This is a genomic window from Lactimicrobium massiliense (assembly GCF_900343155.1).
Lineage (GTDB): Bacteria > Bacillota_I > Bacilli_A > Erysipelotrichales > Erysipelotrichaceae > Bulleidia > Bulleidia massiliensis.
Genome location: NZ_OUNG01000001.1, coordinates 612,816 through 637,599 on the forward strand (window position 1 = coordinate 612,816; position 24,784 = coordinate 637,599).

Here is a 24,784-nt window from a genome sequence, read left to right on the forward strand (position 1 = left end):
CCAGGAAACACATCCCTCTGGCTGTCAGTTATTATAGCACGGCTGCTCACTGCCCTTATATCAATGCGCATTATGGCCACAATGCCGCCACAAGGATGGCCGGCAGAATATTTGCCACCCGGATTTTGCTGTCAAAGACAAGGTTCACCCCCACACAGAAGATCAGTACGGAACCAACATAGGATATGTTATTCAAGGCAGCGGTGGTGATCAGCGGCGCAATCAGCTTTGCCAGCAGAGTAACGCTGCCCTGCAGGATGACAACCGGAATAAACGAGAACAGACACCCTTTGCCAAGAGAAGCAGACATGACCATGACAATGATCAGATCCAGGACAGCCTTGGCAAACAGAACGGAATGATTGCCATCGATGCCATCCGCAATGGCACCGACAATGGCCATGGCACCGATGCACACCGTCAAAGAAGCACTGACAAACCCCTCAATGAAATGACTGTCACTGCCATTGCCCGTCTTTTTCTGCAGACAGACGCCAAACCGGTGCATCCAGCCATCCAGATCCAGCAGTTCTCCCACAACTGTCCCGATGGCCAGAGAACCGATCATCATCATGCTGCCCTGCGTATTAACAACACCATCTTTGATCGTAAGCATCTTGCTCATAACACCGCCGATGCCGATAAAAAGCACCGCTGTCCCATTGACTTTCAACAGCGTTTCCTGCATGCGCTCCGGTATCTTTTTGCCAAACACCATGCCAATGATGCCGCCGGCAATGATCGCCAGAGCATTGATCAAGGTACCAAGTCCTGCCATATGCACTCTCCTTCTGCCAGAAAACAAAAAACCTTGATTTCTCAAGGCTTTTCAAATCATTAGTCCTCTACGTAAGGCAGCAGAGCCATCTGACGTGCACGCTTGATTGCAACAGCCAGCTGGCGCTGATACTTGGCGCGGGTTCCTGTTACACGGCGCGGTGTAATCTTGCCGTTGGAAGAGATGAATCTCTTCAGGAGCTCAACATCCTTGTAATCAATATACTTGATGTTATTCTTTGTGAAATAACATACCTTTCTGCGGCCCATTCTCTGCTTTCTGAATGCCATTATGCTTTCTCCTTTAGAATGGCAGATCATCACTGGAAATCACCAGTGAATCCCCGTTCTTGAAATCGTCACCGGAAGCAGAATCATTCTGCTTTGCCGGCTCATTGAAGGACGGCTGTGCGTTGTTGTTATAACTTCCATAAGACGGAGTACTGCTCTGCTGATAGGAACCGGCAGCCTCACGGCTCTTCCTGCTCTCCAGCAGCTGTACATTGTCACAGACAACCTCGGTCACATAGACCTTTTTGCCATCCTTGTCATCATAGTTTCTGGTCTGAATGCGGCCCTCTACGCCAACCAGATTTCCTTTTCTCGCATAAGAGCCAAGGAAATCGGCACTTTGACGCCAGGCAACACACGGCACAAAATCCGCGCTCTGCTGACCATTGCTGTCACGCGACATCCGACGATCAACCGCTACCGTAAACTGTGCAACAGAAAGACCGGAATTCGTCTTGCGGACCTCAACATCCTTGGTCAGCCTGCCAACCAGAACCACTCTGTTAATCATTATCTGGCCTCCGCGGCAATGTCGCGTGTGATCAGGTAACGAACGACATTCGGGTTAATGCGCATCAGACGGTCAAATTCTTTCACGCAGGCATTGTCAGCTTCAAAAGCGGAAACGACATAATAACCCTTTGTCATATCATCAATACGGTATGCGAAATCGCGCATGCCCCATTCATCTGTCTTGACGACCTTGCCGCCCTGATTTGTAATGATCTTATTCAGATCACTGATCAGTGCAGATCTCTTGTCTTCCTCTACAGATGCATTGATGATGTACATGACTTCATACTTTTTCATTGTGTACACCTCCTTCTGGACTAAACGGCCATTTCTGGCAAGGAGCGGAAAACCCACTCGCCGGAATATATTACCATTTGCAGGCAGGCATGTCCACTGTTTTTTCAGGAGATCTGAATGCGGTCATCGCCCTCTTCTTCAAACTCCATGGCGATGCCGTCCACCTTGTACTTCTTCAAAAGGAAACATGTCACGGTGGACTGTACACCATCAATCGGCGCCAGTCTCTGGCCGACAAACTCTGCCACCTGGCGCATTGTACGGTTGGTCACCATGACCAGGAATTCACTCTTGCCCGAGACAAGATAAAGATCCGTAACTTCCGGCAGCCGGGCAATCTTCTCAGCAATACGGTCATATCCGCGTCCCCGTTCCGGCTTTGCCGCAACCTCAATGATCGCTTCCGTATGTTCCTCATCGGTTTTATCCCAGTTGATGACCGTATGATAGCCACAGATCACCTTTTCCTTCTCAAGGCGTGCCTTTTCACCGGCAACATCCTCAGGCTTTTCATTGAGAATATCCGCCAGATCCGTGACGGAAGCAGCCGGATCATTCTCCAGGCAGTGCAGCAGCTGTAATGTATCCATTAGTTTGTCCTCTCTTTCCTGTGATCATCCAAAAAGCATGCAATACGCTTCATTGCCTCCTGCAGGTGGCGCAGACTGTAGGCATACGAAATACGCGCATATCCCTCACCGCATGAGCCAAAGGCAGTGCCCGGAATAATGGCCACCTTCTGCTCCTTCAGCAGTCTTTCACAGAATTCTTCTGAGCACATGCCCGAAGAAGAAATATCCGGGAATACATAGAATGCGCCTTCCGGCTCAAACGTCTTCAGCCCCATCTCATTCAGCTTGCGCACACAGTACTGACGACGCCGGTCATATTCATTATGCATGGTCTGCACTTCATCATCGCAGTCAAACAAGGCTGTCAGAGCCGCATTCTGCGATGTTGTCGGCGCACACATGATGCATGACTGATGAATCTTTGTCATCACGCTGATCAAAGGCTTCGGCCCACAGGCATAACCAAGCCGCCAACCCGTCATCGACCATGTCTTGGAGAAGCCATTGACATAAATCGTTCTTTCCTGCATTCCCGGAATATGTGCAATCGATTCATGCTTTGTCCCATAGGTCAGTTCTGAGTAAATCTCATCGGCGAGCACAATCACATCGGTATCCTTCAGCACATCCGCAATTGCCACCAGATCCTCATGCCTTAATACGGCACCGGTTGGATTATTTGGATAGGACAGCACCAGTAATCTTGTACGCGGGGTCAGAGCATCCCTGATCTGCTGCGCACTTACCCGGAAAGAATTCTCTACCGTTGTCTGAATATGCACCGGTACCCCGCCAGTCAGCGTAGTGATCGGCTCATAGGAAACATAGCACGGTTCCGGAATGATCACCTCATCCCCGGTGCCACCAGAGCCCGGATTGCCAGATCGATAGCCTCTGATCCTCCTACCGTAATCAGGAAATCCTCAGGGGGATAATGCAGATCATAATGCCGGGCAAGCCAGCTGCTCAGCCCCTCCCGCAGCTCCTTCAGACCGGCATTGGACGTGTACTTGGTATGACCTGCCTCCAGAGAATCAATGGCAGCTGCCCGGATATTCCATGGCGTCTGAAAATCAGGCTCACCGACACCAAGCGACATACAGTCCGGCATATCAGCAGCCAGATCAAAGAATCTGCGAATCCCACTCGGCCGCATATTCTTTGCCCGGTCGCAGATAATCTTATCGTAATCCATCCTTACTCATCACTCCTCTGCTTTTATCTCAAACAGCATATCACGAAGTTCTGCTGCCCGCTCAAAATCAAGTGATCTGGCAGCCTCCTTCATCTCTTTCTCCAGATCCGCAATCATTGTCTTGCGGTCCTTTTTGTTCACCTTGGCATGATGTGACAGATACTTCGCTGCCATCTCCTTAGTCTCCACGCCGCGGATTGCCTCACTGACAGGCTTTCTGACCGTATGGGGCACAATGCCATGTTCCTGGTTGTAGGCTTCCTGAATCGAGCGGCGCCGGTTTGTCTCACTGATTGCCTCTGACATTGACTCTGTCACCGTATCAGCATACATGATCACTTCGCCATTCTCATTTCTGGCAGCCCGGCCAATCGTCTGAATCAGCGACCGTTTGGAACGCAGGAATCCTTCCTTGTCCGCATCCAGAATGCATACAAGCGAAACCTCCGGAATATCCAGTCCTTCACGCAGCAGATTGATACCAACAATCACATCAATCTTGCCAAGCCGCAATTGCCGGATCGTCTCGGTACGCTCCAGGGTCTTGGTTTCATGATGCAGATAAGATACCTTGTAATTTCTCTCTTTGAGATAAGACGTCAGGTCCTCCGCCATGCGCACCGTCAGTGTTGTAATCAATACACGCTCATTGCGCTGGATGCGCTTATCCAGCTCCAGGCAGATATCATCCACCTGGCCATGGGTCGGCCGTACACTGATCTTAGGATCCAGCAGACCAGTCGGCCGGATAATCTGTTCAACAACCTGATTATCTGTCTCCGCCAGCTCATAATCACCCGGTGTTGCCGAGCAGTAAATGACCTGGGGACGGATCTTTTCAAACTCATCAAAGCGCATCGGCCTGTTTTCCAGAGCACTTGGCAGCCGGAATCCATACTCCACAAGCGTTTCCTTGCGCTGACGGTCGCCATTGTACATACCACGGATCTGCGGCAGAGACACATGGCTTTCATCCACAAACATCATATAGTCATCCGGGAAGTAATCAAACAGATTCCATGGCCGCTGGCCCGGCTTCCTGCCATCAATATGCATCGAATAGTTCTCGATACCCGAGCAGTAGCCATTCTCCCGCAGCGCTTCCAGATCAAACCGGGTGCGCTGCTCCAGACGTTCCTTCTCCAGCATCTTGCCCTTGTCATCAAAATATTTCAGACGATCTTCCAGTTCTGCCTCAATCTCATCACAGGCCCGCAGCATCTGGCTCTTGGAGCGGGCATAGCCGCTTGCCGGGAAGATATTATAGAAAGAATAGGCTTTCTGAATATGTCCGGTCAGGGGATCAATCTCCGTGATGCGGTCAATCTCATCGCCGAACATTTCAATACGGATGCAGAACTGATCCGTCCATGACGGGGTCAGATCGATCGTATCTCCGCGCACCCGCATGGTACCGCGGGAGGGCTCCACGTCATTGCGGGTATACTGCAGCTCCACAAGCTTGCGGAGCAGAGCATCACGCGGCCAGGATTCTCCTGTCCGGATCGTCATGAACATATCCTTGTACTGCTTTGGATCAGAGGCAGCATAAATGCAGGCAACCGAAGCAACCACAATCGTGTCATGCCTCTCCAGCAATGAATTCAGGGCTGATTCACGGAACATGTCCAGCTCATCATTGACCGAAGCCGTCTTTTCAATATACATATCCGTCTTTGGCATGTACGCCTCAGGCTGATAGTAATCAAAGTTTGAGACAAAAAATTCCACCCGGTTATGGGGAAACAGTTCCTTGAACTCACCATACAGCTGACCAGCCAGCGTCTTGTTGTGGGAAAACACAAGCGTAGGACGGTCCATCCGTTCAATGATATTGGCCATCGTAAAGGTCTTGCCGGTCCCGGTGGCACCTTCCAGCACCTGTTCCTGTTTTCCTTCCTTCAGGCCTTTGCAAAGGGCATCAATGGCTTCGGGCTGATCACCAGTCGGCCTGAATGATGACACAAGCTCAAAATGATGTGAATTATCCATGCAGCGCCTCCTTTGCGGCCGCCAGCTGACTGTCATGGGCAGTGCTGGTTGCCCAGTCATAAGTCACCTCAGCCAGCGCATTCATATAGCCTGTATAATCAATCACATCACTTTGCTGCATACCATGATCATTTTCAAAGGCATGCCATGCTTCCAGCGTATCCTGCGAGAAATAGCCATCTGTTCTGCCCGGATCATAGCCAAAGTACTTCAGCACTGTCTGTACAGCCTTCACAACATCCGAAACAGAATCCACCCCATAGCTGTCACCATCGTTCATGGATGGATACGTCATGGTCAGCGCCTCATCCAGATCCACATCCTGATCCGGTGTAATGCCGATGCCGTTGATCCAGGTGCCATCGGGAGACAGCCAGCGGCTGTTGGTATACTTCAGGGCAGAGCCATCCTGGAATTCGGTTGTTGTCTGCACCGTGCCCTTGCCATAGGTTGTCTTGCCAATAACTGTCACATCATCCCGGTTCTGCTTCAGGGCCAGCGTGCATACTTCCGCCGCGGATGCCGTGCCGCTGTCGACCAGAATCACAATATGATGAATCTGCTCATACTTACCTTTGTCAGCCGTAATGGAAGTCGAAGTGCCATCGGTGAATTCCTGCTTCATGATGACATCACCCTCATTCAGGAAGAGTGATGCCAGTGCCTGTACAGAGTTCAGATAGCCGCCGCCATTGCCGCGCAGATCCAGAATCATCGAGACACTGTCTTGATCTCCAATTAAAGAATCCAGGTCATTCTTAACATCCTGGGCGGTAGAATCCCCAAACTGATACAGCTGCAGGTACAGCATATTGTCATCAAGCATTCTGGCATAAGCGGTTGCCGAAACAGCCCCGCGGGTGATCGTAATATCCTGACTCTGTCCATCCCGGACAATGCCAAGCACAACCTGGCTGCCTTCTTCCCCCTGAATCGCTTCCTTGATGGCGGAACTGTCAGCGCCAGTCATACTTTTGCCATCGGCCGCAGCGATGATATCCCCTGCCTGTAAACCAGCCTGCTCCGCCGGGGAGCCATTGAATACCTTTGTAACCATAGCCCGGGAAGAATACATGATGAACTGGGCACCAATGCCGACATAATTGCGGTTGATCGACTGCACAAAGTCAGCCTCTTCTTCCTTCGACATATATTCCGTATGGGTATCCTCGTCATTGTCCGTCATGCCCCTGATCGCCTGATCAGTCAGGCGATCATCCAGATCTGAAATATCCTTGCTACAATACCAGGAATTCTCCATGATATCCCGCACTTCATCCACCTTGTTCTCAGAAGAAAGACCAAAAGCACTCTGAATCATATAACGCAGGCTCACGGTCTTTGGCAGCGGCAGCAAAGAACCTCCAAACCAGCCGCCCGCAAGAAACACCACACTCAGAACAATACAGAGCTTTTTCAGCTTCTTTGTCTTCTTCTTTTCCTTCTTTAATGCAGCTTCATCCGGCCACAGATGCCGTTTCAGCGGGATCGTCACAACCAGATCATCCTGGTCAGCCCCGCCGCCTTCTGCCGGCGTATTTTCCGCCTGCTTTTGCTGTATATCCCTGTTATCCTGATTTTCACTCATGCAATTACCTCTATATCCGAAAAAACCCGGATGCACCGGGTCTTATCGTTTCCATTTCAGATAGCGCGTCACGGACAGATAGGAGCCGATCAGACCAACCAGTATGCCAATGACAAGCAGTACCACAGACAGATACAGTGTAAATGGCATCGGCGGAACCAGATGGAACATATTCGAGATCAGATAGCCGCCGGTCAGCTTCCAGGCATAGCGGTATCCCCAAACTGTCAGGGCAATCGGAATCAGAGCACCAATAGCACCAATAATGATACCCTCAACCACAAACGGAGAACGGATGAAGCGGTTGGTCGCACCAACATTACGCTCAATCGTAATCTCATCCTGACGGGCATAGATGGTCAGCTTGATCGTATTCTGAATCAGGAAGATCGCCAGCACGGTCAGAGCCACAACCAGAATTGTGCCGCCCTTGCGGACTGTATTCATGGCCGCAACCATATTCATAGTAGAAGAGCCGCCATAGTTGACACTGGCAACCCCATCCATCGCTTTGATCCTGTCAGCGATGGAAGCAATATCATCACCATCCATCACTTCCACATAGAAGGCATCATGCATCGGATTGTCCTGTACAAGCGACTCCACTGCCTTCTTTGTCTCTTCATCATCAAACTGATCAATATAATACTGCAGCTCTTCATCCTTGGATGAAAAACGCACACTCTTGATGCCGTCCAGCGACTGAATCTGTGCCTTCAGAGCATCCTCATCTGCCTGGGATTCATGGTCCCAGTCAATCATGACTGAGATTTCCATCCCCTGTTCCACATTGGTCGTAAACTGACGCACATTGACCATGAACAGCATAAACAGAGAAATAATAATCAGGGTAATAGTAACAGCAATGGAGCTGGACAGCGCCATTGCCCAGTGTCTGCCAACACCGCGGACACCTTCTTTAATCGGTCTACTGATCATGCTGGACATAGCCTCCTTCCGCAAGATCGGCCACAATATGGCCATGCTCCAGAACAACCGTACGTCTTCTGTACTTGTTGACGATTGTCAGATCATGCGTCACCATCATCACTGTCGTGCCATATTCATCATGAATTTTCTCAAGCAGCTCCATGATCTCCTCACTCTTGGCCGGATCCAGGTTGCCGGTCGGCTCATCCGCAATCAGCACCTTCGGCCGGTTGGCAATCGCCCGGGCAATGGCCACACGCTGCTGCTGACCGCCGGAAAGCTCGCGCGGAAAAGCATTTGCCTTCTCACTCAGTCCAACAACTTCCAGCACCTCTGCCACTCTCTTTTTAATCATCTTCTTTTTCAGATTGATGACCTCAAGGGCATAGGCCACATTCTCTGCCACTGTTTTCTGCGGCAAAAGCTTATAGTCCTGGAAAACGACACCGATATTGCGGCGGTAAATCGGCACCTGACGGTTCTTCAGATGGCCGACATCAATGCCGACAACCTTGACTGTACCCTTGGTAGGCACAATCTCGCCATCCAGAATACGGATCAATGTAGATTTTCCTGACCCGGTCGGGCCAATGACATAGATAAACTCTCCCTGGGCAATGGAAAGATTGATATCATACAGAGCATTGGTCCCGGTTTTATATCTTTTATATACATGTGAACACTCAATCATAGCAACCTCCGGTAATGCTAAGGTATTCTACCATAACAGCTACATTCTGGCGGAAGGAGATGGGAATGTAAAGCCTTCTCCGTGCATATCACTCGCATCTGTCGTAATGATAAAGGCACGCTTGTCCACCTCATGCACAATCTGCAGCAGACGGCTGTACTGCCGCTGCGACACAACACATAGCAGCACCGGCCTCTGTCTGCCGGAATAACCGCCCTGGGCCTGCAGAATTGTCGCCCCGCGTTCCAGTTCATTGCGGATGCGCTCATTGACCGTCTCCCACTGATCCGAAATAATCTGTACGCTCTTGGAACTGTTCTGGCCGGCATAGAGAACCCGGTTAATGGCAAATGAGGATGCAAATACGGACAGCAGTCCGATCAGAGCTGCTGACAGATCATAGGCAATCACGCCCAGCAGCACCGTACAGCCATCCAGAATCATTGCCATCGTACCGATCTTCTGATGGAACACCTTGGCCAGGATCATGGTTGGAATATCCACACCGCCGGTGGAAGCACCGGTGCTCATGACAATACCGACGCCAATCCCGCCTAACAGACCTGCATACAATGAGGCAACTGCCGGGGAGATATCCAGCGGCACAGCAAAGTGGGCCAGAACCGTTGTAAAAACCGGATAGCTGATCGATGAAAGCACCGAATCCAGAATGAATTTTCTGCCCAGCGTGAAGCGGCCCAATACCAGAAACGCTACTGTCAGGATATTGGCAAACAATGTTTCATTAAAATGGAAGAATGGTTCCAGGGCAACGGCAATGCCTGCCACACCGCCGGAAAGAATACTGAAAGGAAGAATAAACTCCTCCACCGACAGAGCAAGCAGAAATGTACCCAGAAGAATTCTGAAAATTTCATTGATTTTTTTTGCCATGGATCCAATTATAGCATGATGGGAAGGACTCTGATATCATGGCAGAGATGAAAACACAAACTAGAAACAACAAATGGATGTGGATCATCGTTGCCATCTATCTGTTTCTGATATGGCACAACTCCATGGAAACCGGCACCGCTTCCGGCTCTTTGTCCAGATCCATCACCCTGGCCATCCTGCCCTGGGTAGAAAAGACAGGCTTCACTGTTCCCTTTGACACACTGCATTTCTATGTGCGCAAACTCGCCCATTTCTCAGAATATTTTGTACTTGCCCTGCTTGTGTATCCCGCCGGCAGGTTCAATCACAAAAGCTGGCCAAAGTGGGTACTCTGGCCAGCTTCCAGCATCATAGACGAATCCATCCAGCACTTTGTCCCGGGCCGTTATGGCTGCATACGGGATGTGTGCATCGATATGACCGGTTATATCACCGGCATCTTCATTGCATATCTTGTCCGACTGATGATCAATGATCTTAAGAACGGCTGATATCCGCCGTAATGCCATCCGTAATCCGGATCAGATCTGACGGGGCTATCTCTACCTGTGTGCCAATCCTGCCGCCTGATACAAGCACCGTATCAAACAGCACAATCGTCTCATCATAGACGGTTGTGTATTTTTTCTTCATGCCGATGGGCGAACAGCCGCCCCGGATATAACCCGTTGTCTTCAGCAGATCCCTGACATGAATCATCTCTACGCTTTTCACGCCGACACTGCGCGCACACGCCTTCAGATCCAGCTCATTCTCCACCGGCACCACAAAAACATAAAAGTTTTTATCATTGCCTTGTGTCACCAGTGTCTTGAAAACCTGCTCAGGATCCTCGCCGCACTTTCTGGCAACAGCAAGACCATCAATCTGACCGTCAGATGTATCATACGTATGCAGAACATAGTTCACATGGGCGCTGTCCAGCATCCGCATTGCATTTGTTTTCGCTTCCTTTGCCATCCTTCTGCCTCCCGGTACAACATTGTACACGCTTATGACAAAAGAATCCGGTCATTATCCAGATCTTCACCGGCATCCTGATGAAACTTGGCAAGCAGATCCTCTACCGACAGACCAGTCTTATCCTGAATATCCGATACAATACGTCCGTCCTTCATCATCAGAATCCGATTGCCACTCGTCAGCGCCTGATGCATGTTATGCGTCACCATCAGGCACGTCGTCCCATTCTTCTTCACAATTGCCTCCGTCAGTGCCATGACTTTCTCGGCAGCAGCAGGATCCAGAGCAGCCGTATGCTCATCCAGCAGCAGCAGCTTAGGCGGAACAATTGTCGCCATCAGCAGGGTCAGCGCCTGCCTCTGTCCACCCGACAATGTGCCTACCGGCACATCCATCCGATCCTCCAGACCCATATCCAGCTTTTTCAAAGCATCGCGAAAACGCTCCCTGTCCGCTCTGGAAATGCGGGATAACGGATTGGTATGCGTGCCTGCCCGCAGATAGGCAAGCGCCAGATTCTCCTCAATGGTCATATGCGGTGCTGTCCCCTTCAAAGGATCCTGAAACAGCCTGCCAATATATTTTGCCCGCTTATACTCCGGCACATAGGCAATATTCTTCCCATCCAGCATAATCCTGCCGGAATCAATCCGGTACGTTCCGGAAATAGCCTGAAACAGAGTCGATTTGCCAGCTCCATTGGATCCAAGCACGGTCACAAAGTCGCCGTCATTGATCTTCAGGCTGACATCCACAAGTGCCTTCTTCTCATTCACCGTTCCCGGTGCAAACGTCTTACTGACATGTTCAATCTCAAGCATCACTCATCCCTCCCGGTGCGCTCTGGTGCGATAGGCAAGCGCTTCTTTCATTGCCGGAGCACCGATGGCAATGGCTACGATGATCGCTGTCATCAGTTTCAGCGATTCCACCGGAATCAGGCCAGTGCGCAGAATTACCGCATAAATAAAGCGATAAATGATATTGCCGACAAGCACGGCAATGATATTCCTGGTCAGCGACTTCTGACCATGGATCACCGTTTCGCCAATGATCAGGCACGCCAGGCCAATCACAACAATGCTGTTGCCAGAATTGATATCCGCAGCCCGCTGAAACTGCCCGGCCAGAGCTCCGGAAAGCCCGGTCATCATGTTGGATATCACCAGGCCGACCGTAATGGTATAGCGGCTGTCAATGGAAGATGCAGCTACCATATCCCTGTTGTCACCGGTGGCACGGATGGACAGACCAAGCCGGGTAGAAAGAAACAGCCGCATCCCCACCATGCACAGGCCGACAATGACAGCAGACAGCACCAGCGGATACCATGAACCACCGATGCCTGTCTTCTTGAATAAGGAGAAGATCGTCTCCTTCTTAAGAAGAGAGATATTGGAACTCCAGCCCATTGCCATCAGATTGATGGTATACAGACCAGTGTTGGTAATAATGCCAGCCAGAATGTCCGGCACTCCCATGCGGGTATTCAGAAAGGCCGTCACAAAGCCGGCACATCCTCCGGCCAGCATACCCATGACAACACCGATGCAGGGATGTCCCTTGGCAGCAAACGATACCGATACCGCCGCGCCAAGGACAAAGCAGCCATCGGTGGTCAGATCGGCAATGTTCAGAATCCGGAAACTCAGAAACAGTGCCAGTGAAACAAGCGCATAGATCGTGCCCAGCTCCAGCGCCGTCTGTGCAATGTATACCATTCATCCACCTTCTTTACACACATAAGCTCCTGCCGCAGCAGGAGCATGCAATCATTCAATTGTACTGCACTTTCCGAAAGACATTTATTCCTCTGTCGTGCTTACTTCCGTCACATCACCGAACTGACTGAAGGAACTGTCATCAAAGCCGCCCTTTTCAGCCGTCTCAGAGTTTACTGTTACTACCGTTCCCTTGATTACATAGTAGTTGTCAGTCTTCTGTGCACCATCAATCGTATCATCGCCAAGAGAATCAAAGCCCTGGCTCATAACCTGGTAGGCAAGATCCGCAGTCTTTTTGCCAAGTTCTGTATAGTTGACTCCACAGGTAGCGAAGGCACCGTTTCTGACAAAGGAATCAGCACCGGCATAGTGAGGAATCTTCGCTTCTGCAAGCGTATCCGCAATAGAGAGTTCCGCACTTGCGACCACATTATCGGTTGGCGTAAATACCGCATCCACCTTCTGGGAAACAAGATTGGAAACTGCCGTCTGGATCTCATCCGTTGTATTTCCGGTTGCCTCAACATAAGATATGCCCTTCTTGTCAAGATATGCCTTGGCTTCCGCAATCGGCTTCTGGCTGTTTGTCTCACTTGTCGAATACAGCAGGCCTACCGTTTTGACATCCGGATTCTGAGCAAGCATCATATCCAGAATACGCTCCGTATCCAGTGCATCACTTGTTCCGGTCACATTGTCAAAACCGGTCAGATCTGCACTTTCCGGATCAGAGATTGCCGCAAAGACAACCGGAGTGCCGGAATCCTGGGCAGCCGCTGCCATGGTCTGGGCAGCCAGCGTTGCAATCGGAATGATGCAGTCAACATCGTCATTGACAACCTGTGAGCCAATCGTTGTCAGCTGCGACTGGTCATTCTGACCGTCATACACATCCCCGTATTCAATCGTGACACCCTCCTTTTCCGCAATCGCATCCAGCTCTGCGGTAATCGCATTGGCAATCTCATCCAGAGACGCATGCTGCAGCTGCTTGACAACCGCAACCTTATAAACCTTACCCGAAGAAGTACCCGCTGCAGAAGCTGAAGCAGATGCTGTGCCGGATGCACCGCATCCTGCCAGAGAAGCCGCCAGAACGGCACTGAGAACCATTGATCCAAACTTTTTCATGTGATTTTTCCTCCTCTTTCTTCTCTGCATTTCCGGATACCTGTAAAAACAAAAACGTCCGTCCAATGAAGGACAGACGTTATCATCTGCGGTACCACCTTACCTGACTATTTCCTGATGAAATAATCCACTCTAACGAAAATGCAATCACATTTCCTGTCCTGTAACGCTGACACTGCGTACTGAGTACTCGCACAAGCTTTCATCAGTCCCTCATGGGTCCATTTGCATACCGCTGACATCGCCGGTTTCCATCCTCCCGGCTCTCTGTTGACCGCTGTGTATGTTTGATCTCCCAATCACTGGTTTGTGATTTCAGTTTACTGCAGATCCAGTCATTGTCAACACGAAATGTAAAACTTTGATTTCTGTGAAACAATTTACATTATTTTTCCTTTGCCCGGCATTGATTGAATTTTACGCCTGTCACTTCTACAATAAATGCTATGAGTACAAACACACTGAACACAAAGATCATCAGTCTGATCCTGGAAGCCGGGGTTGCCATGGAAAGCCGCCACCTCACCATTGAAACATGGGGCAACATTTCCATGCGTGATCCGGAAACAGGTCTGCTGTACATCACGCCTTCCGGCATGCCCTACAACAAACTGGTGCCGGAAGATATCGTCGCCTTGAACCCGGACGGATCCGTATACAAAGGACGCCGGGTGCCGTCTGTCGAAGCAGGACTGCATGCAAAGATCTATGCTGCACGCAAAGATATCAATGCCATCCTGCATACCCATCCGGTCAGTTCCACCGTCTTTGGCGTCCTGCACATGTCCATCCCGGTTGTGACCGATGAGCTTGCCCAGGCAGTCGGTCAGGAAGTCAGATGTGCAGACTACGCCCTGCCCGGTTCTGTGGAACTGGCTGACAACTGCGTAAAGGCCCTGGGCAATGGACAGGCAGTACTGCTGGCCAATCACGGCGCCGTTTGTGCCGGAAAGGATCTGAAAGAATGCTTCAAAGTAGCAGAGGTACTGGAAACAAGCGCTGAAATCTATTACAAAGCACTGACGATCGGCAAACCATGCATCATTCCCAAAGACAAAGTGGAATGGATGCGTGATTTTGCCGTAAACAAATACGGAAAACAGAACAGAGAGGAATAATATGCAAGAAAGACTGAATGTCGTCCGTCTGTCCGAAGATGAAAAGAGTGTTGTCATTCTGGACCAGACGAAGCTGCCAAATCATGAGGAATATCTGGATCTGCAAGATGCAGAAAGCATGTGGAATGCCATCAAACTGCTGCAGGTAAGAGGTGCCCCCGCCATTGGCGTATTTGCCGGCTATGCCCTTGCTGTACTGGCCGGACAGATCGCCGATCTGCCCCGTAAAGAGTTTCTGGAAATGCTGCAGAAACAGGCGGATTATCTCAACTCTTCCCGGCCGACTGCCGTCAATCTGTCCTGGGCACTGAAAAGACAGATGGAAAAAGCTGAAAAATGCAAAGAAAACGACTGTCATGAAATTGCCCGCACCCTGATCCAGGAAGCAAAGCGCATTGATGCAGAAAATCTTGAAATGAACAGAAAGATTGCTGAATACGGCGTCACTCTGATCAAGGATGGTGATGGCATTCTGACCCACTGCAATGCCGGCTATCTGGCCTGCCTTGGCTATGGCACCGCCACCGCACCAATGTACATGGCCCAGGAAAAAGGCATGCATATCCATGTATATTCCGATGAAACAAGACCGCTGCTGCAGGGAGCCAGACTGACATCCTTCGAACTGGCAAAGAGCGGTGTGCCTGTCACCTCTATCTGTGACAACATGGCTTCCCTGGTCATGAAAGAAGGCAAGATTCAGGCCGTCATGGTCGGCTGTGACCGCATTGCTGCCAACGGCGACTTTGCCAACAAGATCGGCACATCCGGTGTTGCCATTCTGGCAAAGTATTACCACATCCCGTTCTATACCCTCGGCCCTTCCAGCACAATTGACTTCAGCACAAAGACCGGCAGCGACATTCATATCGAACAGAGAGACCCGGATGAAATCCGTTCCATGTGGTACAAAGAGCCAATGATCCTCAGGGAAGTTGACTGCTACAACCCGTCCTTTGATGTGACCGACCACAGCTTATTAACAGCCATTGTTACCGAGCGGGGCATTGTCTATCCCCCGTTTGAAGAGAATCTGAAGAAACTGTTCCAGAAATAAAAGGAGAAGAAAATGGAAAACAAAGAATCGATTTCCGCAAGTATTGTTCAGAAGGCAGAAATTGCCAAAGTTGTATTGATGCCGGGTGATCCGCTGCGCGCCAAGGCAGTTGCCGACAAGTACATGTCCGATGTCGTACTGTTCAATGATACCCGGAACATGCTGGGCTTCACCGGCACCTACAAAGGAAAGCGCATTTCCGTCATGGGACACGGCATGGGCGTGCCTTCCATCGGCATCTATACCCAGGAACTCTACAGCCAGTTCGGTGTGGAGGCCATCATCCGCATCGGCTCTGCCGGCGGTCTGGATATGTCCGTCAATGCCCGCGATGTTGTTATTGCCGAGGCCGCTTCCACCAATTCCAACTACGGAAACGCCTATGGCATCCCTGGTCAGCTGGCTGCCTGTGCCGACTTTGACATGCTGGAAAAAGCCGTCAGTGTCGCCAGAGAAAAGAAGGTCAATGCCAGAGTCGGCAAAGTCTATACATCCGACTTCTTCTATTACCCCCAGAAGGGTCTGAATGAAAAGCTCAGAGACTTCGGCCACCTGTGTGTGGAAATGGAAACAGCCGGCCTGTACTGGACCGCATGTGCCAACCACAAGAAAGCACTTTCCATCCTGTCGATCTCTGACCATCTGTTCAAGCCGGTTGCCCTCACCGCTGAAGAAAGACAGAACAGCTTCACCGACATGATGGAGATTGCCCTGGATACAGCCATAGCCTTCGCCGACTGACAGGCGCAACAATATCAGGCAGAAAAAATGGCTCAATCCCAAAACCTGTTGATATGACGCCATGTGGGACGGAGATATAGTACGAATATAAAAATGGATCTCGTATAATTGTGTGTACCCAAACATACAAGATAGGAGATCCATATGAATGTTAACACACAGCCGCTTATTCAGGAAGAATTACTTGATACCAGATCAGACGATCTGCGCTCCGATGCACATGATCTGATTGATTCAATTTCTGATGTGCAACTCCAGAGTGGCATTTTAACATTCTCATCAGGTCTGCCATCCTTTACCCAGGTTGGTATGCCGGAAACGGCCGTTAAAGAGATCTCTGTAGGCACATCATCCAGACCTGCCAGGCGCAGTGTCACTGAATATTTCTTTAAGGGAAAGCTGAATCGTCTGAACGGACAGCCGATTTACTGCAGCTGCTGTGGTCAGGAAATGGTGTATAACGGCACAACTGAGGTTGACTTGAAACACATTCCTATGGGAGGTATCTATACTCATATCGTTGTATCCAAGCAGAGAGCACTCTGCCAGAATAAGAACTGTCCGGTCAGTACTTATACAGAACCACTAGATTTCAAGGCTCAGGGACATCTGATTACAGCTGCTCTTGAGAACTATACACGCGATCTGCTTCGCTTTGGACTGACAATGAAGGAAATATCCATCATTACCGGTTTAAGCAAGAATACAGTCAAGGAGATCGATAAGAAGCGCCTTCAGGAGCTGTATACCGTTAATGGTGAAGGCAAGGAACTGAAGAAGCCTGCAGAATGCCTGGAGTATCTTGGCATTGATGAATTTCTTCTTCATAAAGGCCATAAATACGCTACGTTGATCATGGACCTGAAGAGCGGACATGTGCTGTACCTTGCCTATGGCAAGAAGAAACAGACTGTATATGACTTTATTGACTGGGTCGGCATCGACTGGATGAAGAACGTGAAGGCTGTGGCCTGTGATATGAACAGTGACTTTGAAGAAGCCTTTAAAGATCGCTGTGAATGGCTGGATATTGTCTATGACCATTTCCATCTGGTCAAAAACTTCAATGACAAGGTGGTATCAGAAGTCCGTAAAGAGGAACAGAAGCGCCTGATAGAAGAAGGCAATACAGAAGCTGCCAAAGCTCTCAAAGGCTCTAAGTATGTTCTGATGACAAGTGCTGAAACAAGAAAGCAGAAAGAAAAAGATGCCAAAGCGGGCAAAACCATTGCCCGTGGAAGCGATCTGTTCAAGAAGCCGGAGGTGAAGCAGAAAGCAGGCGTTGAAGAAGAATACAAGAAGCTATTGGATGAAAACAAGCTGTTCTTCACCATGGATCTGGTAAAGGAACAGCTTGATAAAGCATACAAAGCAAATAGCGAAAGAGGCATGAAGATTCATATTAAACGGATCATACGCACCTGCAAAGCAACAGAGAACAAGCATTTCATATGGTTTGCCAAGCTGCTGGAGGAACACATGAAAGGAATTATCTCTCATGCAAGAGTCCATATCTCATCCGGCAAAGTTGAAGGAACCAACCAGATGATAAAAACATTGAGACGCAAAGGATACGGCTATCCAGATGATGAATATTTCTTCCTGAAGATCATTGATGCCAGCAGGAAATTCTCATGACCTCTGGGTACATCTATCAACAGGAATTAGGACTGAACCGAAAAAATACCAGAATGCCCGCCTCTGTGGCGGGATTTTCTGTTTTCGGGAATACTTCCCTTCATAGATTCCAGAACATAACTTTCGTCACCTTCGATGGTTCCTGTCATCAGTTCCTTTTCTTTCCCGAAAATCTCTTCCAGAAGGCTGAGAAGCTTATAACGATTGTTGAAGACGCACTGAACAGAGACATCAAGCCGTTCTGCCCTCTTCCGGATAGGTACCATATTGAGTGTATCCATGCAGATCTGCACAAATATATCTCTTTCAATGTTCAGATTGGAAGTGATTGTATGCGAATCATCAGTGAACTTATGTTTGCATTTGCTGCAGCACCATCCGCGCTTTTTGCCTTGAATGCCGCAGCGATAAAATCTGACGTGCTCTGCACCACACACATGGCACACACCTCAGGCACGCATGCGTTCAGATTATCATTCATCTGGATCATGTCCATGACTGTTTTACGGATTGTCTCTTCTGGCTGTCAGTTCATTTTGGCAAATTCTTTTAGCACTTCACGCAGTCTCATATTGATAAACACGATCACTGAAGCTGCTATACATGTTCTTGTACAACTGTCCAAATGGGTAAAATACAATTATATTATATGTGTAAATATAATAACAGGCTTTTTTTGACAGCTTTTTCCACTATGTTGTTAATAGAAATCATATTAAAAGGAGGATCCAATATGCTTCTATATTATCCTGCCAGGTATAAAAATGGAGACTAAGTGTTTCAGAAAGTCAGCTTTTATAAAACACGATTATCAAATACGATTATTTTATTAGTACCATGCTATGAAAAAGAAAAAATTACTCTGGGTAATCATTCTGATCATCCTGTTTACACTGGCTCTGACCGTCAATATGCATGCCGTCAATGAGACATTCAAAGATATTCTGGTTTATACACTGGGACCGGCATCCCTCATTCTCATGCTGTGGTATGCACGCATTGACAAAGAAAGCATGCTGGCAGAGGAGAAAGCGCAGCGCATCATACAGATTGCATATTCCTGCAGTATGATCCTTTTGATCCTGCTGGCTGTGTCTTATTATTCTTAACTTTCCGACTTCCATTTCTGTAAAGGCATGCGATCCGCAGATCAGGCAGATTGTCTGATCTGCTTTTTCATGTCCTCAGCATAAAATCTATCATCACGATCGGGTTCAGCGGATATCCCTGATCATCGGATGATCTTTGTTCCCGGTGTCAAACACACGGATTTCGCAATTATGCGGTTTAGGCCGCCACATGATGCCTTTGGGGCTGTGCCTGAGATAGCCGCATAATGTACGCATAATGCCGCCATGGCAGACAACCAGCACATTGTCATAGTCTTTCTGTTCAAGATCCTGCAGGAAGGAGGAACTGCGGGCAATCATAGAGGAAAGCGGCTCTACAGTTGCAGGTGACGGCAGAAATTCCGGCAGAAGCCAGTAGAATGTCATCTTTGGTCCAAGCAGCTCATACCGGTGCAGTTCATATCTGCCAAAATCCACCTCAATCAGGCGTTCATCCACAATGATTTCATCCTCCGGGACATTGCCAATAATACTGGCCGTCTTTTTCGCTCTCTGCAAAGGACTGGCATAAACAGCATCAAAATGCATATCGCCAATCTTTGCCCTGGCCTCTTCGGCCTGCTGAATCCCTCTTTCATTCAGCGGCGCATCCGTTCTGCCCTGCATCAGATGTTTTTTATTAAAGTCTGTCTGACCGTGTCGTGTAATCCAGATCTTCATATCTCCTTCTCCTGCGTCTATTTCATGATACTACAGCTTTTGTGCTATCATTGCCAAAAGAAAATGAGGTGCTGACGATGATCAAACTGCGTGGCTGTCAGGCTGAGGATCTCAGTGAAATGGCAATGATCTGGAATGAAGTTGTTGAGGAAGGAGGCTCCTTCCCATTTGAAGAGAAGTGGACGCCGGCACAGCTGTCTTCTTTTCTTTCAGGCAGGACGGTACGCTGTGCCGTGAGAGAAGATAACAGTGTTGCCGGCTTTTATCTGCTTCATGAAAATATCTTAGGACGCTGCTCCTCTGGTGCCAATGCGACCTATCTTGTGCGCAGGGATCTGCGCGGCAGGCACATTGGCGGAATGCTTGTCAACGACAGCATCCTTCAGGCCAGAGCACAGGGATTCCGCTACATGCAGTTTAACGGGGTTGTGGACACAAACATCCATGCCCTTCATCTCTACCAGAGATGCGGCTTCAGGGAAGTCGGCGTGATTCCAAAGGGATTCCGGATCAAAGACGGCTCCTATCAGGATATGCACATCATGTATCTGAGTCTGGAATGATCAGAAGCGATGATAGGCATAGATCCAGAAGCCATACTGCAGAACAAGCGTGATTGCCCAGGACAGCGGAAAGCAGAAATACAGTACGTCCAGGGTCGGCATCGCCTGAAAGATCGTGGCGATATACAGCAGTCTGATGCCGACAATGCCGGCAAGCATGATCACTGTTGGCAGTGTGCCATATCCCATCCCCCGCAGTGAACTGGCCGGCACATCCAGCAAACCATTGAGAAACAGCCAGAAAACCACAAACTGCATTCTGACCATGCCAGCCCTGATTACTGCTTCATCATTGGTATACAGACGCAGGCAGTACCTGCCTGTCAGGGTCAGGACAGCGCCAATGCCAAAAGACACTACAAACATCATGACACTCAGCACGATCAGCAGACGTCTGATCTGCTTTTTTTCACCGGCGCCTGCATTCTGCGATGTGAAGGTAATGGCAGCCTGGGAGAAGGCTTCCATGCCAATGTACACAAAGCTTTCAATAGACTGGGCGGCGCTGTTGCCGGCCACAACAACAGAGCCAAACGTATTCAGAGATGACTGTACGGCAATGTTGGAAATTGCCCACATCATGGACTGCAGACCAGCCGGGATGCCAACCTTCAGAATCTGCAGCGTTTCTTCCCTGTGGAAGCGGATCAAAGCAGGCACAAGCTTTGTTTCATCCGCTTCACGAACCAATGACCAGGAAACAAGTACCGCTGAAACGGCCTCAGAAATCACGGTTGCCATCGCTACGCCATCCACAGAATGATGCAGAACAATGACAAAGAAGAGATTCAGCACAACATTCAGCACACCGCTGATGCACAGATAGATGGTTGGATGCAGCGTGTCTCCCCTGGCTCTGAGTGCAGCCGAGCCAAAGTCATATATCAGCAAAGGAATGGCACCAAGGAAATAGATGCGCAGATACAGCACGCTGAGAGAAATGATGTCATCGGGTGTTCCCATGGCTTTTAACAGCATAGGTGACAGCAGCATGCCAAAGATAGTCAGCAGAATACCACTAACAATCGAAAGCCAGTATCCCGTATTGACACCAATTGAGATCTCTTCCCGGTCACCTTTGCCGATAGCCCTGGCAATGACGATGTTGGCACCTATGGCAAGACCGGCAAACAATGACACAATCAGATTGATGATCGGTGCTGTTGCCCCGACCGCTGCCAGTGCCCTCTGTCCGGAGAACTTTCCAACCACGATCGTATCCGCTGCATTAAACGCCATCTGCAGCAGGTTGGCTGCCATTAAAGGTAATGAAAACAAGACAAGATTCCGGTACAAAGGACCGTGAACCATGTCCATCTCAATGGTACGCTGTTTCCTCATTTCTTCTCATCATCCAGGATATATTCCATCCGCATTTCCTGAACTTTCAGTCCCATCTTCTGATAGAACGCAATGGCACTGTCATTGCCCTGCCATACATTCAGCGTCACCTCATAGCAGCCAAGCTTCCTGGCCTCCTGCTTGACATGTTCAAACAGCCTCTGACCGACATGCATGCCGCGTGCCCGTGCATCCACGCACAGATCATCAATAAACAAAGAAGTAAACTGCACCATGTTATGGCTGAACGGCCTGCTTTCCTTACAGCAGAAAGCATAGCCAAGCACTTCATCACCATCATCCACAGCCACATAAATCAGATCATTCTCATCCGCAAACATCTTCTTCAATTCTTCCGGCGTATACTTCGTCGTTCCGGCAATAAAGATATCCGGACGAATACCTGCATGAATCTCCAGCACCTCATTCAGCAGCTTTTCAACAGCCGGAATATCTTTTTCTTCTGCTCTTCTGATCTTCATCTTACAATCTCCTCCTCCAGCTCACGCGATGACATACGCTTTGCTCCTGCTGCCAGCACAGCATTCTGAATCAGTCCGTCGCTCGTCACCACCGTCATATCATACTTTCCCTTCAGCCCTGCAATCGTCTTTTCAATCCATGCATCTGCTGTCTGATCTGTCCGTGTATATACAATCGTCATTCCCCTGCGATTCTCAACAGAACCGGCATTGTCCTTCCGCTTATATCCATCAAACACGAGCACAATCGGTGCCTTGTAATACGCCTGCCATGCATAGATGATATCAATCAGCTTCTCTCTTGCAACCGAAAGATCTCCATGCTGATATGGCTCCATGCTCTTCCAGCTGTACAGACAGTTGTATCCGTCAATAATCATCTGCCGCTCCTTCAAAGAAGCAGGCCTGATATCCACATGCGTGCGTTCATCATCCTTCTTCTTTACAGGGGCTTCTTTCTTCTTCAGATTGCGGTTATTTCCCGCGGCATTGGCAAGAATCCGGGAAAGATCCTGTTCAGCGACCTTGATTGTTTCATGCCGGTATCCCGCACTGTTTCCTTCCTGATGCAGATCAATATGCATATGCTTTTCCACATCCGTCCATGGCACAAAATAACCTGCCCCATTGGCACAGAAGACAGAACCCGTCGGATTGCGCAGATCACTGTCAGGATCATAGTTCTTTTCCGCGATGACAGCATCCTGGTTCTTCACCTTCTCATACCCCGACACACTGGCATACAGCCGTCCAAGACCATGCGTATTTGCCGTCAGATCCTTCTGATAATCCATCATCGTGCGTACCGGTCCACTGCCGGCAACAATACTTGTACCGCCAGTATCCTCCTGAATGGAAAAGGTGCAGTCCCTCTTTTCCAGATCAAAGAGCACACGGGAAAGAGATGAAGAAGGCACACTGATCTGAAAGTCTTCATATGGTTCCAGCAGGATGCTTTCTGCTTTCATCAGACCCTGGCGTACTGCCCTGCGTGCAGCCTGGCGCATATCACCGCCGCTGGTGTGCTTGAGTGAGCCTTTGCCTGCTATTAAAACAATGCGTACATCATCCAGCGGTGACCCCGTCAGAACGCCACGGTGCTCATGGCGCAAAGCAGAAAGAAGGGAGCGCTCAAACACCCCTGATAGCATCCCGGCAGGAATGCGCGATTCTACCTGGACACCGCTGCCCAATGGCAGTGGTTCCAGTTGTACAACCGCTTCTGCATAATGGCGCAATGGCTCAAAGTGGCCAACTCCAATCACCTTGTCTGCAATCGTTTCATGATAGACAATCCCGCCATGGCCAAAGCCAACCTGGATACCGCTGCGCGCAAAGATCTTCTTCTGAAGCACTTCCATCTGCATTGCCCCCATGATGCGCACATGGATGGAATGATGATCCGCATCCAGATCCACCTGCAATGTTGGATCCTCTGCCGCTAACTGTGAACAGACATCACGAAGAGCAAGCACATCCGCGCCCTGGGGCAGAATGAGTTTGTAATCCATGAAGGCATTCAATAATGGACGGGCAAGATCCTGTTCAAAGCCAAGACCGTCACCTGCCTCGATCGCATTCAGGCCCTTCAATGTACAGATCATCCCCGGATACGCATCCTGCACCATTTCATAATTCTGACCGGTATATAACCGGATCTGATCGACCTTCTCATCCTGTGACACATTCATCTTGGCCGACAATACACCGCCGGTGACTCGCACATGACAAAGACGCTCACCCTTGGGATCGGTGGAAACAGCATACACACGAGCGCCAAAAGTGTCGGGATACTGCTTTTCCATAGGCAAGGATACAATTGTATCCAGCAGTTCATGAATGCCTTCCTGATGCAGGGCACTGCCAAAAAGAACCGGGAAAAACTGCCGGCGGGTAAAGGCATCCTGCAAAAGGGACGATGATAAGTGACCATCTGAAAGATACGCATTCATGAGATCCTCTGATGCCATGGCCGCATTTTCATCACGGGAAGAAGACTGCCAGTCAATGCACATATCACTGCATTCTTTCTGCAGATCCTTTAACAATTCTTCTTTTGTATGATGGGCAATGTCCATCTTGTTTACAAAGATGATGGCCGGAACACCATAGTATTCCAGGCATTTCCAGATGGTTTTGGTATGGGACTGCACACCATCCTGACCATTGATGACAATGACAGCAAGATCCACCACTGACAAAGACCGCTCCATTTCAGCAGAAAAGTCGACATGGCCTGGCGTATCAATGACAAACACACGCTCATTCTGCCAGTCCAGCCAGGCATCCTTGGCATAGATCGTAATGCCATGGGCACGTTCCTGTTCATCATAGTCAAGTACTGTATCACGATGATCCACCCGGCCGGCTTTTCTGATCCGGCCAGCTTCATACAGCATCGCCTCAATACAGGTTGTCTTGCCCGCATCCACATGCGCCACAATTCCAACGCTCAGATATCTTTTCTTCTGTCCCTCATTCATCCGTCATCCT

Annotated in this window: 26 protein-coding genes and 1 pseudogene; 7 read left to right on the forward strand and 20 right to left on the reverse strand. The window is 49.4% G+C overall.

From position 1 onward, the window contains the following. Positions 1 to 70 precede the first annotated feature (70 nt). The 11 genes and pseudogenes from DHU66_RS02955 to DHU66_RS03005 all read right to left on the reverse strand — a co-directional run bounded on the left by DHU66_RS02955 (position 71) and on the right by DHU66_RS03005 (position 9,740). Positions 71 to 778, reverse strand: coding sequence for a DUF554 domain-containing protein (locus tag DHU66_RS02955; protein WP_108774377.1), 708 nt, complete (start codon positions 776 to 778; stop codon positions 71 to 73). Positions 779 to 837: 59 nt separating this feature from the next. Continuing rightward, positions 838 to 1,068, reverse strand: a complete 231-nt coding sequence (rpsR, locus tag DHU66_RS02960; protein WP_108774378.1) for a 30S ribosomal protein S18 — start codon at positions 1,066 to 1,068, stop codon at positions 838 to 840. Between the two features lie 13 nt (positions 1,069 to 1,081). Then, positions 1,082 to 1,579 (reverse strand): single-stranded DNA-binding protein, encoded by a 498-nt coding sequence (gene ssb, locus DHU66_RS02965; RefSeq protein WP_108774379.1) that lies wholly within the window; start codon positions 1,577 to 1,579, stop codon positions 1,082 to 1,084. Next, a complete protein-coding gene (gene rpsF, locus DHU66_RS02970) occupies positions 1,579 to 1,878 on the reverse strand; it encodes a 30S ribosomal protein S6 (protein WP_108774380.1) in 300 nt (99 codons plus the stop codon). Before rpsF ends, ssb begins: the two co-directional genes overlap by 1 nt. Before the next feature lie 104 nt (positions 1,879 to 1,982). Then, entirely contained in the window at positions 1,983 to 2,468 is a 486-nt protein-coding gene (locus DHU66_RS02975) for an Lrp/AsnC family transcriptional regulator (protein ID WP_108774381.1), read from the reverse strand. Next, positions 2,468 to 3,645 (reverse strand): annotated as a pseudogene (locus DHU66_RS02980) (pyridoxal phosphate-dependent aminotransferase). The gene DHU66_RS02975 and the pseudogene DHU66_RS02980 overlap by 1 nt, the downstream one beginning before the upstream one ends. Positions 3,646 to 3,654: 9 nt before the next feature. Beyond that, positions 3,655 to 5,637 (reverse strand): excinuclease ABC subunit UvrB, encoded by a 1,983-nt coding sequence (uvrB, locus tag DHU66_RS02985; RefSeq protein ID WP_108774382.1) that lies wholly within the window; start codon positions 5,635 to 5,637, stop codon positions 3,655 to 3,657. Continuing rightward, entirely contained in the window at positions 5,630 to 7,225 is a 1,596-nt protein-coding gene (locus DHU66_RS02990) for a S41 family peptidase (protein WP_108774383.1), read from the reverse strand. The genes uvrB and DHU66_RS02990 overlap by 8 nt, the downstream gene beginning before the upstream one ends. A gap of 42 nt (positions 7,226 to 7,267) precedes the next feature. Next, entirely contained in the window at positions 7,268 to 8,164 is an 897-nt protein-coding gene (gene ftsX / locus DHU66_RS02995; RefSeq protein ID WP_108774384.1) for a permease-like cell division protein FtsX, read from the reverse strand. After that, positions 8,154 to 8,846, reverse strand: coding sequence for a cell division ATP-binding protein FtsE (ftsE, locus tag DHU66_RS03000; RefSeq protein WP_108774385.1), 693 nt, complete (start codon positions 8,844 to 8,846; stop codon positions 8,154 to 8,156). The genes ftsX and ftsE overlap by 11 nt, the downstream gene beginning before the upstream one ends. A 39-nt stretch (positions 8,847 to 8,885) precedes the next feature. After that, positions 8,886 to 9,740, reverse strand: coding sequence for a YitT family protein (locus DHU66_RS03005; RefSeq protein WP_108774386.1), 855 nt, complete (start codon positions 9,738 to 9,740; stop codon positions 8,886 to 8,888). 38 nt (positions 9,741 to 9,778) lie between these two features. On the opposite strand from DHU66_RS03005, the gene DHU66_RS03010 reads away from it, so the two are divergent. Next, positions 9,779 to 10,234 carry a VanZ family protein gene (locus DHU66_RS03010; protein WP_108774387.1) on the forward strand — a complete coding sequence of 152 codons (456 nt, stop codon included), beginning with the start codon at positions 9,779 to 9,781 and terminating at the stop codon, positions 10,232 to 10,234. On the opposite strand, the gene ybaK is transcribed toward DHU66_RS03010, so the two are convergent. The 4 genes from ybaK to DHU66_RS03030 all read right to left on the reverse strand — a co-directional run bounded on the left by ybaK (position 10,221) and on the right by DHU66_RS03030 (position 13,561). Further along, positions 10,221 to 10,703, reverse strand: coding sequence for a Cys-tRNA(Pro) deacylase (ybaK, locus tag DHU66_RS03015; RefSeq protein WP_108774388.1), 483 nt, complete (start codon positions 10,701 to 10,703; stop codon positions 10,221 to 10,223). The genes DHU66_RS03010 and ybaK overlap by 14 nt on opposite strands. 32 nt (positions 10,704 to 10,735) lie before the next feature. Beyond that, complete coding sequence (locus DHU66_RS03020; protein ID WP_108774389.1) at positions 10,736 to 11,527, reverse strand: ABC transporter ATP-binding protein; 792 nt, start codon at positions 11,525 to 11,527, stop codon at positions 10,736 to 10,738. A 3-nt stretch (positions 11,528 to 11,530) separates the two neighbouring features. Next, the gene (locus DHU66_RS03025) at positions 11,531 to 12,427 is read right to left on the reverse strand and encodes an ABC transporter permease (RefSeq protein ID WP_108774390.1); all 897 of its coding nucleotides are present in this window, start codon (positions 12,425 to 12,427) and stop codon (positions 11,531 to 11,533) included. An 84-nt stretch (positions 12,428 to 12,511) separates the two neighbouring features. Beyond that, complete coding sequence (locus DHU66_RS03030; protein WP_108774391.1) at positions 12,512 to 13,561, reverse strand: ABC transporter substrate-binding protein; 1,050 nt, start codon at positions 13,559 to 13,561, stop codon at positions 12,512 to 12,514. Between the two features lie 446 nt (positions 13,562 to 14,007). Here DHU66_RS03030 and DHU66_RS03035 point away from each other — a divergent pair, with 446 nt between their 5' ends. From DHU66_RS03035 to DHU66_RS03050, 4 genes are all read left to right on the forward strand, one after another. Further along, on the forward strand, positions 14,008 to 14,679 hold the full coding sequence (locus DHU66_RS03035; RefSeq protein WP_108774392.1) for a class II aldolase/adducin family protein: 672 nt from the start codon (positions 14,008 to 14,010) through the stop codon (positions 14,677 to 14,679). Position 14,680: 1 nt separating this feature from the next. Next, positions 14,681 to 15,736, forward strand: a complete 1,056-nt coding sequence (mtnA, locus tag DHU66_RS03040; RefSeq protein ID WP_108774393.1) for an S-methyl-5-thioribose-1-phosphate isomerase — start codon at positions 14,681 to 14,683, stop codon at positions 15,734 to 15,736. Between the two features lie 12 nt (positions 15,737 to 15,748). Next, positions 15,749 to 16,477, forward strand: coding sequence for a purine-nucleoside phosphorylase (gene deoD, locus DHU66_RS03045; protein WP_108774394.1), 729 nt, complete (start codon positions 15,749 to 15,751; stop codon positions 16,475 to 16,477). A gap of 144 nt (positions 16,478 to 16,621) precedes the next feature. Next, positions 16,622 to 18,115 (forward strand): ISL3 family transposase, encoded by a 1,494-nt coding sequence (locus tag DHU66_RS03050; RefSeq protein WP_245309339.1) that lies wholly within the window; start codon positions 16,622 to 16,624, stop codon positions 18,113 to 18,115. Between the two features lie 26 nt (positions 18,116 to 18,141). Here the strand turns inward: DHU66_RS03050 and DHU66_RS11995 are convergent, their stop codons facing one another. Next, entirely contained in the window at positions 18,142 to 18,396 is a 255-nt protein-coding gene (locus DHU66_RS11995; protein ID WP_135358289.1) for a hypothetical protein, read from the reverse strand. A gap of 561 nt (positions 18,397 to 18,957) precedes the next feature. Between DHU66_RS11995 and DHU66_RS03060 the strand changes: the two genes are divergently transcribed. Then, complete coding sequence (locus DHU66_RS03060) at positions 18,958 to 19,224, forward strand: hypothetical protein (protein ID WP_108774396.1); 267 nt, start codon at positions 18,958 to 18,960, stop codon at positions 19,222 to 19,224. 105 nt (positions 19,225 to 19,329) lie between these two features. Here the strand turns inward: DHU66_RS03060 and DHU66_RS03065 are convergent, their stop codons facing one another. Next, positions 19,330 to 19,905 (reverse strand): histidine phosphatase family protein, encoded by a 576-nt coding sequence (locus DHU66_RS03065; protein WP_108774397.1) that lies wholly within the window; start codon positions 19,903 to 19,905, stop codon positions 19,330 to 19,332. A 77-nt stretch (positions 19,906 to 19,982) separates the two neighbouring features. Between DHU66_RS03065 and DHU66_RS03070 the strand changes: the two genes are divergently transcribed. Then, positions 19,983 to 20,468, forward strand: a complete 486-nt coding sequence (locus tag DHU66_RS03070; protein ID WP_108774398.1) for a GNAT family N-acetyltransferase — start codon at positions 19,983 to 19,985, stop codon at positions 20,466 to 20,468. Here DHU66_RS03070 and DHU66_RS03075 read toward each other — a convergent pair whose 3' ends face one another. Genes DHU66_RS03075 through DHU66_RS03085 form a run of 3 tightly spaced genes read right to left on the reverse strand, consistent with a single transcriptional unit; the run spans position 20,469 to position 24,774 of the window. Continuing rightward, positions 20,469 to 21,809: an MATE family efflux transporter gene (locus tag DHU66_RS03075; RefSeq protein WP_108774399.1), complete on the reverse strand. Its 1,341-nt coding sequence runs from the start codon at positions 21,807 to 21,809 to the stop codon at positions 20,469 to 20,471. It lies immediately after the preceding gene. Continuing rightward, entirely contained in the window at positions 21,806 to 22,291 is a 486-nt protein-coding gene (locus DHU66_RS03080; protein ID WP_108774400.1) for a GNAT family N-acetyltransferase, read from the reverse strand. The genes DHU66_RS03075 and DHU66_RS03080 overlap by 4 nt, the downstream gene beginning before the upstream one ends. Continuing rightward, positions 22,288 to 24,774 (reverse strand): NYN domain-containing protein, encoded by a 2,487-nt coding sequence (locus DHU66_RS03085; RefSeq protein WP_108774401.1) that lies wholly within the window; start codon positions 24,772 to 24,774, stop codon positions 22,288 to 22,290. The genes DHU66_RS03080 and DHU66_RS03085 overlap by 4 nt, the downstream gene beginning before the upstream one ends. Positions 24,775 to 24,784 lie beyond the last annotated feature (10 nt).